This is a genomic window from Bacillus sp. AL-1R (assembly GCF_052180195.1).
In the GTDB taxonomy this organism is placed as follows: Bacteria; Bacillota; Bacilli; order Bacillales; family Bacillaceae_G; genus Gottfriedia.
Genome location: NZ_CP197469.1, coordinates 3,032,681 through 3,048,503 on the forward strand (window position 1 = coordinate 3,032,681; position 15,823 = coordinate 3,048,503).

Consider the following 15,823-nt stretch of genomic DNA (forward strand, 5'->3'; position numbering starts at 1 on the left):
CTCCTTATTCCCCTTTTAAAATTAATGCTTCATTTGGTAAAACCTTTATATCCTTGGTAATCTCTAAATCAATACGTTTAGATGAAAGTAGTAATTTAAGTTGTAATTGTGTAAATGAATCTAGTGTTATTAATTTGGGTTCATTTGAAAAATTTAAAATCACGATCATTTTTTCATCTTTATACGATCGAATAAAATAGAGTAATTCTTCTTCATACTTTAATAATTCGTACTGACCTAATTGCAATGAAGTATGCTGTCTTCTTAGTTTCAGCAAGCTCTTATAATAAGAAAGCATTGAATTTGAGTCCTGTATTTGATTTTCAACATGAATATCAAGCGTTTGACTTGGTATTGTGATCCATGGTTCAACAGTGGAAAAACCAGCATTAGCTTGTGAATTCCATTGCATTGGTGTTCTAGATTTATCTCGTGATTTCTCATTGGCTACTTTTAATGCTTCAACTTCCGAATTTGTCGATTGCATTATTAATTCGTATGCGGTCAATCCTTGAACATCCTTCATTTTTTTTATGTCATCAGTAGTCCAATCTCGCATGCCAATTTCATCGCCATTATAAATAAATGGGACACCTTTAGCTGTAAGCATCAATGTAGCTATTAGTTTTGCTCGCTTTTCATCTCCGCCAAATCTTGAAATAAAACGGGACATATCATGACTTGAGAAAAACAATGTTGGAATTTGATTTTCATCATAAGCTTCTTCCATTTCATATAATTGTTGAAAAATCTTGTTTGAATCAAACTCTGAAATACTTCCAATATTAAAATTAAAAACAACATCTAATTTATGAACGCCTGAATAGTCTTTAAGAATTGATAAATCTTCAGATCCAACTTCCCCAACTAAAAACTTATCTTCATAGCGATTTACAAACTCGGCTATTTCAGAAATGACTGGTAGGATTCCTTTTTGGTCTTTATCATGTAAATGAAGTTGCTCATTCTTTTTATGATCATTTGGATTATCTTTAAACGAATTATTTACCTTTAAAAAATTGATGACATCTAAACGAAAACCATCTATTCCTTTTTGAAGCCAAAAGTCCATTACATCAAACATCGCTTTTTTTACTTCTGGATTTGCCCAGTTTAAATCGACTTGTTCTTTTGCAAATGCATGATAATAATATTGGTTTGTGATTTCGTCATATTCCCAAGCTGTTCCACCAAAGAACGATTCCCAGTTATTTGGTTTATCTCTCCAAATATACCAATCTCGTTTTGGATGATTTCTAGAGGATTTTGATTCTTTAAACCATTGGTGATCAGAGGATGTATGATTTAAAACTAAATCAGCAATAATACGAATTCCTCGTTTATGTGATTCTTTGATAAATAATTCAAAGTCCTCCATCGTTCCATAATCCGGATCAATTGAATAGTAATCTGAAATGTCATAACCATTATCAACTTTAGGAGATGGGTAATACGGAGTTAGCCAAATTCCACCGATACCTAATTCTTTTAAATAATCGAGTTTAGAAATGATACCAGCAAAATCCCCAATGCCATCACCATTACCATCCATAAAGCTCGGCATATAAATTTCGTAAAATGTAGTTTTCTTCCACCAATTTGCCATTATGTTAGAACTCCGATCCATGAATTACTTAAGTGTAAATTGCATACCTTCTTTAAACTTTTTAGCAAATAGTAAGAAGATAATAATGATAGGTATTGTAAGTAATACTGCTGCTGCATACATTGGTCCTGGGTAACCGCCATAAGGTCCAAACATTTGAGATAATAAAACGTTCAGCGTTAGCATATTGTCACTCTTTGCAACTAACATGTCCCATAAAAGCTCAGTCCATCTTTCCATAAATAAGAAGAGGAAAATAACAGTTGTGATTGATTTGGACATCGGCAGAACAATTTTAAACATGATTTGCCACTCACTAGCCCCATCTAATTTTGCTGCTTCAATAAATGTTTCTGGAATAGCTTTGAAAAAGTTTGTGTACATAAAGACTGCCCATAAGCTCATTGCTTTTGGCAATATCATTCCCCAGTATGAGTCATACATCCCAATTTTTTGAATGACAAGGAATGTAGGGATTAATAAAATAATCGCTGGGAAAAACATTTGAAATAAAATAAAGTTATTAATAAAGTTTCTTCCTTTAAAAGGAATTTTAGCAAGTGCGTATGCTACCATAACCGCTGTCACCATCATTAATAATGTAGAGGCAGCTGATACAAAGAAACTATTAAAAAAAGCATTGATCCAAGGCCTTGGTATTGCCGATTCACCGCCAGCTAATAACCAGCTATATGATTTCAAAGTAAAACCTGTTGGAATTAATTTTCGGTCCACTTGATTCCAATCAGCGAATGAGTTTAAAACCATATAAATATATGGAAAAATCATAACTAGTAAGAGAATCGAGGCAATCAGGTAACGAAACCATAGTCCTTTTTTCTTAATTCCAACCATTTCGTTTTCCCCACATTTCTAAAAGTTTTCGAATAATAAAAATTGATATAAATGTTACTACAGAGGCAATGATCGCAATGGCAGATGCATAACCAGCTTGAAGATTTGAGAATGCTCTCGTAAAGATTTCCATTTGCCATGTATTCGTTGCGAAATTCGGTCCCCCACCTGTTAATTGGTAAACCTCTGTGAAAATACCAAATGTTACACCGATTGATAAAATTAGGACTGTAAATAATGCTGGATATAATAGAGGAAAAGTAATTTTCCAAAAACGTTGCATTGGTGTTACCCCATCAATTAAGGCTGCCTCATAAACTTCTTTATCGATGCTATCAAAACCGGAAGTTAAAATTAATGCATAGTAACCAGTAAATTTCCAAGCAATAATAACCGCTACAGTGAATAAAGCACCAAACGGCGACCCTAACCAGTTAATGTCTAAACCAAATGAATTTCTTAAGAATTCATTAATCGGGCTGTTGTATGAAAGCAATCCTTTTACAATTAATGAAGAAACTACACCTGATGCTAGATACGGAAGAAAAAAACCGATTAAAAATAAACCTTTAAACTTTGGTAAACCTTGAACGATTAAAGCCACAATGATTGAAGATGCTACAACCATCGGTACAAACAGTGCCATAAACTTGAAAGCAACGAAAAATGCGCTTTGTACACCAGGACTCTTAAAAGCTTCTGTATAATTTTCGATTCCAACAAAGCTAAACGTTGGAGCGATTAAATTCCAATCAGTCAGTGATAGAAACAACGACCACACTAGTGGTATTAGGAAAAAAACTATTGCATAAATAAGATAAGGACTGGCAAATAGCCAGCCCAACCTTCCTTGTTTCGTGCTCATCACTTAAGAGCCCCCTCAATAGCCTCTTTCATGTCTTTCCATGCAGATTTAGAATCTTTTTCACCTTTTACTACAGGATTGAATGCATATTGGCCAATATAAGTTTGAATATCATTGTATTTTGCGTTATCCATTGGCGGGATCGCATTAGGAACGGCTGCTGCATATGGTTGTAATGCTGGATTTTTATCAAAGAACGACTTAAATGTATCATTTGTTGTTAAATCATCACGTGCTGGTGGTAAGTTCGTTTTCTCAAGCCATTTCAAATCATTTTCAGGATTTGAATACACCCAATTGATAAACTTCATCGCTGCTTTTTGTTGCTCTTTTGTAGCAGAAGCATAAATTACTAAACCTTTTGTATCTGCGAATGTTTTAACATTTTCAACAGACATACCATCTGGAACCGGTGGTGTAGATAATGTATATGTCTCATTAAATTTCATATTTGGGAATTTATCTGCCCAATATGAGATTGTCCAAGGGCCAATATCAGTAAAGATACCTAATCCAGTTTCAAATGGATCTTTAGCTTGTCTAGTCAGTAGTGCATTTGATTTACGTAAGTCATTCATGAAATTAAAAACTTGCTCTCCGGCTTTCTTATCACCAGTAAATTTAGAACCTTCTACGAACTTGTTACCTTCAGATGCCGCATCATATAACATGAAAAAGTCGAACCACCTTTTCCAAGCTGTAGGATCTGCAAGATCTGCTTTTGCCCAAACATATTTATCTGGATATTTTTCTTTTAATTTTTTCGCAACCGCTAACATTTCGCTATACGTATTAGGTGCCGTGTTAAATCCTAATTCTTTTAAAATATCTAATCTCCATCCAAATAGCATTGCATTTGAGTAGATTGGTATTACGTATTGGTGATTGTCAGCAAACTGCCAACCTTTCATCGTATCGTTCATATGTCGATTTTCTTTCAACTTGTCAAAGCCATCTAATTCATCTAAAGGAACAAGTGCTTTACTATCAGCCAACTGTGCAGCAAATCCTCGATTAATATTTTCAGACATTGTCGGAGCGCTTCCACCTGCAATGGCAGATTGAATACTAGCTTCAGATGTTGGACTTTCCTTCATTGGACTTACATTTACTTTGATACTAGGATTCTCTTTCGTAAACTGTTGGGCTACATCTTTCCAGTACACTTGTTGAGTCGGATTTGGTGCCGCCCAAAATTCAATTGTCGTTACCCCATCTTTTGCTCCACCTTTTACTTCCTTATTACCTGTAGAACAAGCAGATAAACTAGCAACAGATAATGAAGCTGCTAATAAGACTGATGATACTTTTTTCATTTTCATCTGGTATTTCCTCCAATGATTAAGATAGAATCAAAACTCTTTTCAAAAGAAAAACACGTGGACTAATTTTTATAAACTATGTAATTTCAATCATCTGGAAGCGCTAACAAATACTTGAATAAAAGTATAATAGTTGTTAGGCCATTCATAAAAATAGTTATCCGTGCCCTTTATTCATTACTTCTAATTCACAATTAAACATTACAATTAACATTACAAATATACATAAATATTATTTTGTAACGTTATAAACTAACTTATAAACTGATTATTCCACCTAACGTAATTTTAGTCAAGTTGATTTTTACTATTTTCATATTTTTTTAACAAAATAGTCAATTTACTAACATTACAAAAAGTTGCATTACAAATTTTGTAACGTTACAATATACTTACAATCAATTTTACGATATAATTTAGATAGATTGATTTAGGGGAGAAATTTAAAAATGGAAAAGAAAGTGACAATGCAAGACATTGCGACACGATTAAATATCTCAAAAAACTCAGTATCGCAGGCTTTATCCGGAAAACCTGGTGTTAGCGAAGAAACAAGAAAGCTGATCCAAGATACTGCAGATGAATTAGGTTATTCTTATTCAACTATTCGTACTCAAAAACAAGTTGAAGAAAAAAAAATCAAAACGATTGGATTAATTGCATCTGATCTTGCGTTTTCTTTAACAGGATTTTTTGGTGAAATTTATTTAAGTGTTCAAAAAGAATTAAAAGCTAAAGACATTAACTTTTTAATCGAATCAATCGATCAGCATTCGGTTGAAAATTTAATTATGCCTACTTTATTAACGAATCAAGAAATTGATGGATTATTAATCTTGTCTCATATTAATACTGACTACACTGCGAAAGTAATAAAATCCGGGATTCCTACCGTACTAATTGATCACCATGAACCATTCCTTCATGCTGATTCAATATTAACAAATAATCGCTTTGCTGCTTTTACAGCTGTAGAGCATTTAATTAAATTGGGACATAAAGAAATTAGTTTCGTTGGAGATGTAGACATTTCACCAAGCTACCAAGAAAGATTAGAAGGATATTTTTTAGCTCTTAAAAAATATGGAATAAAACTTGATGAAAATCTACTATTAAATCACGCTAAAGAGGAACAGTCCCATATAATAAATTTACTCGATCAATTTTCAAAACAACCTACAGCCTATTTTTGTGTAAATGATGGACTTGGTTTTCTAATTCAAACTGAATTACAACGAAGAGGATTCAATGTACCAGAAGACATATCTGTATGTAGTTTTGACAATGGCCAACTTTCTCAAATTGCAACACCAAAAATGACGACAATGGATGTCGATTTAAACTTCTTCGGTAAAAAAGCAGTTGAACAATTATGCTGGAGAATTGAAAACAAAGACGAGCCAATCCATGAAATCTTATTGCCTACTAGACTGATTATTAGGGAATCGACTGGTGAATTAAGAAAATAGGAACGTTAGAGTTTAAAGGAATGGAAACTTAAAACTGATCAACAACATCCTTACTTCATTTTGAGGTAAGGGTGTTTTTTACTATAAATTTTCGATTTACATGCTTAACATAAATGCTAATTAGTCGTACAAATAGAAAGTAACTAAACTTAAATAAAAAAAGGATAGAAAAACAGAAATAACTGTTTTTTTCTATCCTTAGTCTTTTAAACTAAACCATCCAAACGCTTATTTAACCGAATTCTCCAATCCTCAGCTAACTCAGGAACTTCCAATATCGCTTTTATTCCTTCAACATTTTTTGGATCATGGAAATAAATCTCGTTGCAATGAAGAACCGAAATTTTATTCTTTTGCGTTTCGATTAATTCTATTTTCGAATCATTTCTGACTGTTCCCTCTTTTAATACACGGCATAAGTAGCCTGTAAAACCAGTTTCTACGATTCTCTTAAGTGCTACATTCGTTCGTTTTGTAATGGTGTCACAAGGAATTCTACTTTGTGTAATTTGTATAATTGCATCACCAATTTGGTAGACATCACCAATGTGCACGTCTTTTTCTAACATATTTGTGACAGTAATATTTTCGCCAAATGCTGAAAGTGGTAAATTTAGATTAAACTCTTTTTCCCAAAGTGCGTAATGTTCATATGCATACACACATACAGCTCGATCTGGTCCACCGTGATGTTTTAAATCAGCTACTCCATCACCTTTAAAGCCTTCTTTTGATAAGTAAACTTCTTCTATCCCTTCTTTACATATACCTGTTATCATTTCTTTGTTTTCGCCATATTCCATTTTACTCGGTAATCCTACTGCAAGATTAATTAACTCTATTTTATTTGCCATGCCTTCCTCCCTTTCTTTTTTAGTTTCTACTGTTTACATTCTGTTTTATTTTAGTAATAAAAAGGAAAAACATCCTACATATGGCATTATAAATTCACGAAAGACAATACTAAACTAAAAAATCATTTTTGTTTTAACTGTACAACAAACAGCATAATAAACGAAATTAAAATCATTGAAAGCACCCATAACCAGGCCATTTTCATATTTCCTGCATCTATTGCTAAATAAATTGCTGTTGGAACAGTTTGTGTTTTTCCTGGTATGTTTCCTGCAAACATAAGTGTAGCACCAAACTCGCCTAATACTCTTGCAACGCTTAATATACTACCTGAGATAATCGATTTTAATGAGAGAGGAATTGAGATCAAGAAAAAAACATTCCATTCGTTTGCACCACAAACTCGAGCAGCTTCTTCAATCTCATTGTCTACACCAAGGAATCCAGTTTTTGCAGATTGATACATAAGTGGGAACGCTACAACTATTGATGCAATGACAGCGGCGCACCATGTAAAAACAATTGGCTGTTTAAACAACCATTCGATCATTTTTCCAACGAAGCTTTGTCTTCCGAAAATGACTAATAGTAAAAATCCTACAACTGTAGGAGGAAGAACTAAAGGTAACATTAAAATTGTTTCAAGGAGAGTCTTACCTTTGAAGGTTTTCAAAGAGAGAATTCTTCCAACTATAGTCCCTAAAATAATAACAATAAATCCTGCCACGATTGTAACCTTAAGGGAAATCTTAAGGGGAATTAAAAACTCTTCAAACAATTAAAATTCCTCATTTCAATATAAACCATATTTTCAGTTTTTTTAATCATCTATGAAATTACCTTTTGAAATTTCATTCATCAAGAAATCAAAATAAATATCTTCATTACAAAGTTGGAAATATTGATAATCTTTCAATCTACCCTCTTCAATTTCAAAATGGCTGATCACACAGATTATATTCGTTAATGAATCGAGTAATTTTAAATCATCCTCACTTCTTATTAATACTACTTTTGGATAACCTTCCCTTTTATAACCTTCAATAAAAATAATATCAGGTGAAAAAAGACGATATAATTGAATTGTTTTCTTTAAATCCCAATTGATAAAATTTGTTCTTAATTGCAAGACTCCATCACCTTCAACACTAGAAACGATTGCTCCAGCATCTAAATGACGACTACTGTCTTTTTGTTCGATTTCTGTATCAGGCGCACCCCCGTGACCATGATGTTTTATAGTGGCAGCTACTAGTCCTCTTTGATTGGCCAGTTTAATAAGCTTTTTTGTAAGTGTTGTTTTTCCACTATTTTGATAGCCTACAATTTGCAAAATGGAATAGTTTTTTTTCATCGCTTTCAATTCCTTTTTATGAAATACTTTTATTATAAGTTAGCCTACTGAAAAAACACCATTATACAAAAATCGAATCGATTATTGTATTGATGGTGGAGCATTTTAATTAAGTCTTTAAAAGACGTTCACTAAAAGTTTTCTTTAATTTTTCGAATCATTGCTTTATGATAAAAAAAACAAAATGAATGCAAGGGGTATAGATAATGTCTAAAGTTATCCATGAATTTAACGACTATATACGAAAACTGCGTAAAGAATTATTTGGTAAGGGCCCTGAAAGAATCCATACTGTTTTTGTTGAAAATATGGCTGTATCAACTTTGTATGGGAATCTGACACCTACTGAGCTATTTATTGCTCAAACTTCTGAAGGGCGTGATATTGTACATAATGCCAGAACTAAGATGATTCAAGATGTATATGCAAAAAATCATCCGGTTAAGTTAGAAGAAATCGTTAATGCAAAGTTTATCAATCTTTTCTCGGATATGAAAGTTGAAGAGGATCTTGCGATTTCAGTTTTTGTGTTTGATAAAAACTTAATTGATTAGATAGTAGAAGCTACTAATCAATTAAGCTTTTTTTGCCGATCTTATTTATGGAAAAAGTCGCCGCTTTTACCACCTTTTTTTTGCACTAAAAACGTTTCTTTTATGACCATACTTTTATCTACAGCTTTACACATATCGTAAAATGTAAGGCCAGCTACACTTACAGCTGTAAGTGCCTCCATTTCAACTCCAGTTTTTCCAGTACATTTCACTGTCGCACGAATAATTAAATCATATCCATTTGGTGCCTCTACATATTCGAAAGTAAAATCAGTTCCTGAAAGTGCGATTGGGTGACACATTGGAATAATGTCTGAAGTTTTTTTAGCTCCCATAATTCCAGCGATTTGTGCAACATTTAGTGGATCACCTTTTTTAATTAATCCATTTTGAATGGCTTCATATAACTCCGTTGAGATTGAAATTGTACTCTGCGCAATTGCAACTCTTGTCGTAATGTCTTTTTCTGATATATCGACCATTTTAGGTCTTCCTTCTTCATTCCAATGTGAAAATTCACTCATAGAAGTCCCTCCAGAACATGCTTAAATTTGATCAATTAAATCCAGTCATTTGGACTATTTATATTCTTAAAGATGATATCGTCATTTGAAAATGGAACAGTCATTACATTTACTTCATTGAATAATAACTGGACTTTTCGATTTTTTTTATCTAACATCTCTTTCATTTTTTCGATGCAATTTCGATGATAGAGCGCAAATAGTGGTTGCAGTTTATCGGACTGGATTGGAACGATTGCATCAACATTCGTATTTTGTACCTTTTCAATCATATTTTTTACAAAATCAGCTGTAATAAATGGTGTGTCGCAGGCTAGGACAAAATACCAGTCTTTGTTTGGTAAGTTAGAAAATGCATTGTACATGGCATACAGAGGTCCTTGGTATTCTGTGCCTTCACCTTCAATGATAAAATCTAGATCATTTTTACTAAAATACGGAACTAGTTTTTCGTTCGTTGAAATGATGATCGGTGAAATCAAATTTTCCTGTAAGGCTTCCACACTATATTCATACAATAATTTGTCTTTATACGTTTCAAACATTTTTGGTTTACCGTAACGGGATGACTTTCCACCTGCTAAAACGACGCCAACTATATTCATTGTCTGTTTAATTCTTCAACAAAATGTTGGCATGTCGGTAAAATTAGTTTTGTCATTGCTAGATTTACTGCGTTTTTTGAACCTGGAATGACGTAGATCGCTTTATCGTGAAAACTACCTGCAATTGCTCTACTAAACATAGCCTTTGGACCGATTTCTGAATAACTTAATGAACGAAATAGTTCGCCAAACCCTTGCATTTCTTTATCCAGCATGTTTGAAATTGCTTCATATGTAACATCTCTTCTCGTAAAACCAGTACCACCTGTTATGATTATCACTTGAATCGTTTCATCTTCGCTCCATGATCTTACAATCGATTCGATCAATGGGATTTCATCTTTAATGATTTGATAATCACAGACGATATGTTTTTGCTCATCTACTAAAGCTTTAATTCGTTTACCGCTCTCGTCATTTTCAACAGTTCTAGTATCACTAACTGTTAAAACTGCGACGTTAACAACCGCTTTTTCATTATGTTTATGCATCATTCAACCTACTTTCAAGCTTTATGAAAACCATCATCCCCCACTAACTGGTGGAATAAATGCGACTGTATCTCCATCATTTACAATTTCTTCATCCGTTACAAACTCTTCATTTACAGCAGTCATAATCTGATTCAGTTGTGGTAAATCATAGTTAGTCATAAGATAGTCTTTTAACGCTTTTACGTTTATGCCATTTTGATCGGTCACTGTCAATTCATCAGTCCCGACTTTCTCACGTAAATGAGCAAATAATAAAACTTTAATCATTTCGATTCCTCCACACTTGGTTTTCCTTCTTCGTATGGTGTATTTTCCAATTGGTCACCAATCCACATCGTACCATCTTCCCAAAACTCTTTTTTCCAAATTGGAACGATCTGTTTAATTCGTTCAATTGCGTATTCATTAGCTTCGTAAGCCACTTTACGATGCGGAGAGGAAACTGCAATAACAACGGCAATATCACTAATCTCTAATCTTCCAACTCTATGTGTAATCGCCGCAATTGCTTCTGGCCATTTTTGCTTAATTTCATCACCAATTTGAGCAAGTTTTTTTACGGCCATTGATTCATATGCTTGATACTCTAGCGACAAAGTCTTTTTCCCTTTTGTTAACTCTCTAACGGTACCTATAAAAACAGTAATGGCTCCGGCATTTCTACTTTTTACTTTATCGGAAACTTCCTCAACAACAATCGGTGTATCGACAATATTAAATAATGTTTGTTCCAAGTAAATCACTTCACTTTTCTTTAATTATTTACTTATATGCAGGTAGGAAATCATACCAAGGCCATTTACTTCCCTCATGGTCTTCTAGTATTAATAAGTCAACCGACATACCTTTTTCATATTTTCTAGTTCCACCAGGTAAAACAATAAAGGCATCCGTATATGCTAATGAAGAAACAGCACTAGACTTATCAAAACCTGCTGGAATGGCTGTCAATTGACCTTCATCATAAACAATTTTACCTCTTACAAATCTTGTAAAAGGATTTGCCTTTGGAAAGTTTTCGCCTAAAATGGCACTTACTCTTTTTAAATGTGGTGTTTCGTTAAACAAATAAGATTGGATAATCGGTCTAACAAATAATTCAAATCCCACAAAACAAGCAGATGGATTTCCTGATAAACCGAATAATAATTTATTTTCAAAATGCGCTACTGTTGTTACACTGCCAGGACGCATGGCAATTTTATTAAATAAAACTGTAGCGCCTAATCTAGCGTAAATATCTGGCAAATAGTCATAATCACCGACAGACACACCACCGGTCGTAATTAGAATATCCACTTGTTCTAAAGCCTTTTGAACTTCTGCAAAACAAGTATCGAAATCATCGCTAAACTTTCCTAAATATTTAGGGATTGCACCTGCTTTTTGAATTTGAGCTAGAACCATATAAGAATTACTATTGCGAATTTTACCTGGTTCGAGTGGTTCGTCGACATCTAGAAGCTCACTTCCTGTAGCAATGACTCCAATGACTGGCTTTTTCGCTACAGGAACTTGACGATAGCCAAATGTAGCAAGTAAAGCCATTACTCCTGGGTTAATTTTAGTTCCCTTTTTAACTAGAATATCACCTTTATGCGTTTCTTCCCCTTGGAATGAGATATTATCGCCTTTTTGATAAGAGCGTTTAATTTCAATAAACGTTTTACCGTCAGCTTTAATCTCTTTCGCTAATTCAAGCATGACAACTGCTGAACAACCTTGAGGGATTTGAGCTCCTGTCATAATACGAACAGCCTGTAATGGAGCTACTTCATTTGGAAAAACAAAACCAGCTCCAATTTCTCCAACTACTTCAAAAACTGTAGGATTTTCATTGCTTGTAAGAATAGTATCTTCAGCTCGTATCGCAAAACCATCGTACGGAGAACGGTCAAAAGCAGGAATATCTTGATCAGCTCTTAGATCATCAGCTAATACTCTCTCATACGCTAAATCGATTGATACCATTTCTTGCGATCCACATTTGGCAAAATCCATCACTTTACGAACCGCTTCTTCGACTGGAATTGGTACTCGTTTTTCAAGCATTCTATTCATCCTCTCTCTATTAACCTAATAAACGATAATATAGTTTTTTAGCTTCTTGTATATCATTTGTGCCATGTACAAAAACCCTACCATCCAAAAATACAACAAATCGGTAGTCTTCGATCTGACAAGAAATCAAATAAGGATTTCGTTGAACTGTTCCTTGTTGTTTTAGTAGATTTTCTAGTTCATTAAAGTCGTAATTTTTAGTTACTGAAGGTCTAATTTGAACCGTGTTTCGCCCACAAAGGGTACTTGTTTTCGTTTGATTTTCAAAAGCTAAATAAGGATATGTCCTATTTGTTCCACATGAAGGACAATCATCTGATTTGAGTTTCGTTAATTTAAATGAAAAATGTTCATTATTCCATAAATCAAATGTAAGGAATTTTGAATTAATAGCTGAGTAATCCTCAACTAATAGTTTTAATACTTCAGCAACCTGGTATGCCGCAACTAATTGTACCGCAGGACTAATGACTCCGGCTGTGTCACATGTCACACCGGGTACTGGTAAACTTTTTAAGATACAATTTAAACATGGCGTTTTACTTGGTAGAATCGTACAACACATACCAAAGCTCCCAACACAAGAGCCATATACCCACGGAATTTCATATTTCTGCGATAAATCATTTATGATAAAACGAATATCAAAATTATCTGTTGCATCAATCATAACATCAGTGTCCTTTAAATGGACTTCCATATTATCTGCACTTGCATCCATTACGAGCGCATTAATGCTCACATCTGAATTTATTTTTTGAAGACGCCCTTTTGCGGCGATTACTTTCGGCAATTTCTCAATTGCATCTTCTTCGGTATAAAGTTGCTGTCTTTGCAAGTTACTCATTTCAACATAATCTCGATCGATTAAAGTTAACTTTCCAATTCCAGCTCTAACAAGTGCCTCTGCGCTAGCACTTCCTAACGCTCCTGCCCCAACAATTAATACATGTTTTTTTCTAATTAACTCTTGTCCTTTTTCACCAATCGGAGTAAAAAGCTGCTGACGTGAATAGCGTTCTGACATAAGATATCCTCCATTAAAGCAGGACTTAGCGAAAGAGAGTATAAGTTTTCTCCGGTTATCCTCACCAATTTTTCTGCTTTTCTTGTTTTCCTTCTATTAAATAAAGCAGCATTAAGAAATCCTCATCATATAAGGAGTTCTGAATGCTGCTTAAATTCCCTGCTAAACGAACAGAGTTCAAAATCATCACTTTCTAATTTTCGGCTTGAAATTGCCTTTAATCCAAACCTTCTATTATTGGTAATGATTAACCACCTATATGTGACATTTCAATTTTATGTGATGACTGATCATTCATTTTTTTTGTATTACTTAATCGTTCATCTGAATAACGGTCAGTTCGATTGCTCCATATCGAAAAAATCGTTTCCTTTATTTGTTCATCATCTTGGCTAGAGCCTAGCAATTCCTTTAAATCATAACCTTTCGTTGCAAATAAACAAGTATATAATTTTCCTTCTGCAGATATACGTGCTCTAGTGCAAGTTGAACAAAATGAATCGGTCACTGATGAAATAATTCCGATTTCATCATCACTATCCTTGTAACGATATCGATTAGCAACTTCTCCGACATAATTAGCTTCTGTAAATTCTAAAGGCATGACTTCATTGATTAGATCGATGATAGCTTGTTTTCCTACTACTTCATCAAGCTTCCAACCGTTATAATTACCAACATCCATATACTCAATAAAACGAAGAATATGTTTTTTCTCTTTAAAATATTGTGCCATCGGGATAATATCTTGTTCATTTTTGCCTTTTTGAACAACCATATTGATTTTAACCTTCATTCCGATGTCAGAAGCAGCTTGGATTCCTTCTAGCACAGACTTTACATTTCCTCGATTACCACTCATATATGAAAAGCGTTCTTCATCTAAGGAATCTATGCTTACCGTTACTCTTCGTAAACCAGCTTCATATAAATCTTTTGCAAACTTTTTAAGTAAAGTACCGTTTGTCGTTAAAGCGATATCTTCCACACCATCTATTTTAATTATACGTTCAATCAATTTAGGTAAATTTTTACGTAATAAAGGTTCCCCACCAGTAATTCTAATTTTTCTTACCCCTAAAGAGACAAAAATACGCGTTAATCTTTCTATTTCATCAAAAGAAAGTATTTTATCCTGTGATAAAAAAGAATAGTCCGGACCAAAGATTTCTTCTGGCATACAATAACGGCAACGAAAATTGCAGCGATCGGTAACAGATATACGTAAATCCTGTAAAGGTCGATGATGTTTATCCAATGCAACATTTTTCATAACGATTGCCTCACTTATCTTTTATATTTCATAAAGGATTGTTCATCATTTCAAAATTAATCGAATCATTTAAAATTCGATTTGAATGAGTATATACATTCAACGATTGATTTCGAATAAAACCAACTGTAGTAATGCCTAATTCTTCTGCCAATTGAAGAGCTAATTCTGTTGGAGCCGATTTAGTCAATATAACCTCACAACCAATTTTAGCTACTTTTAGTAAAATTTCAGAAGATAAACGGCCACTGAATACGATTATTTTATTTGAAATAGAAATATTATTTTTTAGACAATAACCGTAGATTTTATCTAATGCATTATGTCTCCCAATATCCATTCTATTCAAGAGAATCCCATTTAAATCACATAAAGCTGCATTATGAACCCCACCTGTACCGTGAAACAAAAAAGCAGATTGTTGCATCTTCTCCATTAATCGAAAACAATCTTGAAATGATAGTCGAATATTCACTTCTTTCATTTTTTTAGCTGTTAATGCATCATTTACAAAAACAAACCCTTGTCTACTCATTCCACAGCAAGATGTAATATATCTTTTATTTTGAATCTCTTTATAATATGGATTCATTTTCTTTGTTTTCACATGGACAAAGCCTTCTTTTTCTTGGAACCATATGTTTTCAATATCTTCATAGTTTCGAATGACCCCTTCAGATGCTAGAAATCCTACAACCAGATCCTCAATATATTCTGGGGTACTGACCATCGTAACAAATTCCTGTCCATTGATTTTTACTGTGACGGGATATTCTGTGACAATGCTGTCTACTATATAGTTTGTTTCACCATTTTCAAAGCGGAGAATCCCTCTTCTCACTTCAGTTGGTAACATTGTTTAGATTCCCCTCTTTTTGAAATATTTTTAATGTATATCATGTTTTTTTAAGAAATATTCATTAAGAGATGAACCTTTTAATTAGTTTTTTAATTAAATG

Annotated in this window: 18 protein-coding genes; 2 read left to right on the top strand and 16 right to left on the bottom strand. The window is 33.5% G+C overall.

Features of this window, described 5'->3' with window-relative positions:
* Positions 1–4: 4 nt before the first annotated feature.
* From ACSBO6_RS14620 to ACSBO6_RS14635, 4 genes are read right to left on the bottom strand one after another with little or no spacing between them, the layout of a single operon-like run.
* A complete protein-coding gene (locus ACSBO6_RS14620) occupies positions 5–1,606 on the bottom strand; it encodes a glycoside hydrolase family 13 protein (protein WP_498843562.1) in 1,602 nt (533 codons plus the stop codon).
* A gap of 24 nt (positions 1,607–1,630) precedes the next feature.
* The gene (locus tag ACSBO6_RS14625; RefSeq protein WP_098844995.1) at positions 1,631–2,461 is read right to left on the bottom strand and encodes a carbohydrate ABC transporter permease; all 831 of its coding nucleotides are present in this window, start codon (positions 2,459–2,461) and stop codon (positions 1,631–1,633) included.
* Positions 2,448–3,326, bottom strand: a complete 879-nt coding sequence (locus tag ACSBO6_RS14630) for a carbohydrate ABC transporter permease (protein ID WP_098844996.1) — start codon at positions 3,324–3,326, stop codon at positions 2,448–2,450. Before ACSBO6_RS14630 ends, ACSBO6_RS14625 begins: the two co-directional genes overlap by 14 nt.
* Positions 3,326–4,648 carry an ABC transporter substrate-binding protein gene (locus ACSBO6_RS14635; RefSeq protein ID WP_498843563.1) on the bottom strand — a complete coding sequence of 441 codons (1,323 nt, stop codon included), beginning with the start codon at positions 4,646–4,648 and terminating at the stop codon, positions 3,326–3,328. The genes ACSBO6_RS14630 and ACSBO6_RS14635 overlap by 1 nt, the downstream gene beginning before the upstream one ends.
* Positions 4,649–5,097: 449 nt before the next feature.
* Here ACSBO6_RS14635 and ACSBO6_RS14640 point away from each other — a divergent pair, with 449 nt between their 5' ends.
* A complete protein-coding gene (locus ACSBO6_RS14640) occupies positions 5,098–6,117 on the top strand; it encodes a substrate-binding domain-containing protein (RefSeq protein ID WP_098844997.1) in 1,020 nt (339 codons plus the stop codon).
* Between the two features lie 206 nt (positions 6,118–6,323).
* On the opposite strand, the gene ACSBO6_RS14645 is transcribed toward ACSBO6_RS14640, so the two are convergent.
* The 3 genes from ACSBO6_RS14645 to mobB all read right to left on the bottom strand — a co-directional run bounded on the left by ACSBO6_RS14645 (position 6,324) and on the right by mobB (position 8,326).
* A complete protein-coding gene (locus tag ACSBO6_RS14645) occupies positions 6,324–6,971 on the bottom strand; it encodes an MOSC domain-containing protein (protein ID WP_498843564.1) in 648 nt (215 codons plus the stop codon).
* 122 nt (positions 6,972–7,093) lie between these two features.
* Positions 7,094–7,750: a molybdate ABC transporter permease subunit gene (gene modB / locus ACSBO6_RS14650; protein ID WP_498843565.1), complete on the bottom strand. Its 657-nt coding sequence runs from the start codon at positions 7,748–7,750 to the stop codon at positions 7,094–7,096.
* Positions 7,751–7,792: 42 nt separating this feature from the next.
* On the bottom strand, positions 7,793–8,326 hold the full coding sequence (gene mobB / locus ACSBO6_RS14655) for a molybdopterin-guanine dinucleotide biosynthesis protein B (protein ID WP_498843566.1): 534 nt from the start codon (positions 8,324–8,326) through the stop codon (positions 7,793–7,795).
* A gap of 206 nt (positions 8,327–8,532) precedes the next feature.
* Between mobB and ACSBO6_RS14660 the strand changes: the two genes are divergently transcribed.
* Positions 8,533–8,880 carry a Na-translocating system protein MpsC family protein gene (locus tag ACSBO6_RS14660; protein WP_098845001.1) on the top strand — a complete coding sequence of 116 codons (348 nt, stop codon included), beginning with the start codon at positions 8,533–8,535 and terminating at the stop codon, positions 8,878–8,880.
* A gap of 41 nt (positions 8,881–8,921) precedes the next feature.
* Here ACSBO6_RS14660 and moaC read toward each other — a convergent pair whose 3' ends face one another.
* From moaC to fdhD, 9 genes are all read right to left on the bottom strand, one after another.
* Entirely contained in the window at positions 8,922–9,404 is a 483-nt protein-coding gene (moaC, locus tag ACSBO6_RS14665; RefSeq protein ID WP_098845002.1) for a cyclic pyranopterin monophosphate synthase MoaC, read from the bottom strand.
* A 35-nt stretch (positions 9,405–9,439) separates the two neighbouring features.
* Entirely contained in the window at positions 9,440–10,009 is a 570-nt protein-coding gene (locus tag ACSBO6_RS14670) for a molybdenum cofactor guanylyltransferase (RefSeq protein ID WP_498843567.1), read from the bottom strand.
* Positions 10,006–10,500 (bottom strand): MogA/MoaB family molybdenum cofactor biosynthesis protein, encoded by a 495-nt coding sequence (locus ACSBO6_RS14675; RefSeq protein WP_098845004.1) that lies wholly within the window; start codon positions 10,498–10,500, stop codon positions 10,006–10,008. The genes ACSBO6_RS14670 and ACSBO6_RS14675 overlap by 4 nt, the downstream gene beginning before the upstream one ends.
* A 33-nt stretch (positions 10,501–10,533) precedes the next feature.
* Complete coding sequence (gene moaD, locus ACSBO6_RS14680; protein ID WP_098845005.1) at positions 10,534–10,770, bottom strand: molybdopterin converting factor subunit 1; 237 nt, start codon at positions 10,768–10,770, stop codon at positions 10,534–10,536.
* Positions 10,767–11,237, bottom strand: a complete 471-nt coding sequence (locus tag ACSBO6_RS14685; protein ID WP_098845006.1) for a molybdenum cofactor biosynthesis protein MoaE — start codon at positions 11,235–11,237, stop codon at positions 10,767–10,769. Before ACSBO6_RS14685 ends, moaD begins: the two co-directional genes overlap by 4 nt.
* Positions 11,238–11,265: 28 nt before the next feature.
* Positions 11,266–12,555 carry a molybdopterin molybdotransferase MoeA gene (locus ACSBO6_RS14690; RefSeq protein ID WP_498843568.1) on the bottom strand — a complete coding sequence of 430 codons (1,290 nt, stop codon included), beginning with the start codon at positions 12,553–12,555 and terminating at the stop codon, positions 11,266–11,268.
* Between the two features lie 19 nt (positions 12,556–12,574).
* Entirely contained in the window at positions 12,575–13,591 is a 1,017-nt protein-coding gene (locus ACSBO6_RS14695) for a molybdopterin-synthase adenylyltransferase MoeB (RefSeq protein WP_098845008.1), read from the bottom strand.
* Positions 13,592–13,838: 247 nt separating this feature from the next.
* The gene (moaA, locus tag ACSBO6_RS14700; protein ID WP_098845009.1) at positions 13,839–14,864 is read right to left on the bottom strand and encodes a GTP 3',8-cyclase MoaA; all 1,026 of its coding nucleotides are present in this window, start codon (positions 14,862–14,864) and stop codon (positions 13,839–13,841) included.
* A gap of 28 nt (positions 14,865–14,892) precedes the next feature.
* Complete coding sequence (fdhD, locus tag ACSBO6_RS14705; RefSeq protein WP_098845010.1) at positions 14,893–15,720, bottom strand: formate dehydrogenase accessory sulfurtransferase FdhD; 828 nt, start codon at positions 15,718–15,720, stop codon at positions 14,893–14,895.
* Between the last annotated feature and the right edge of the window lie 103 nt (positions 15,721–15,823).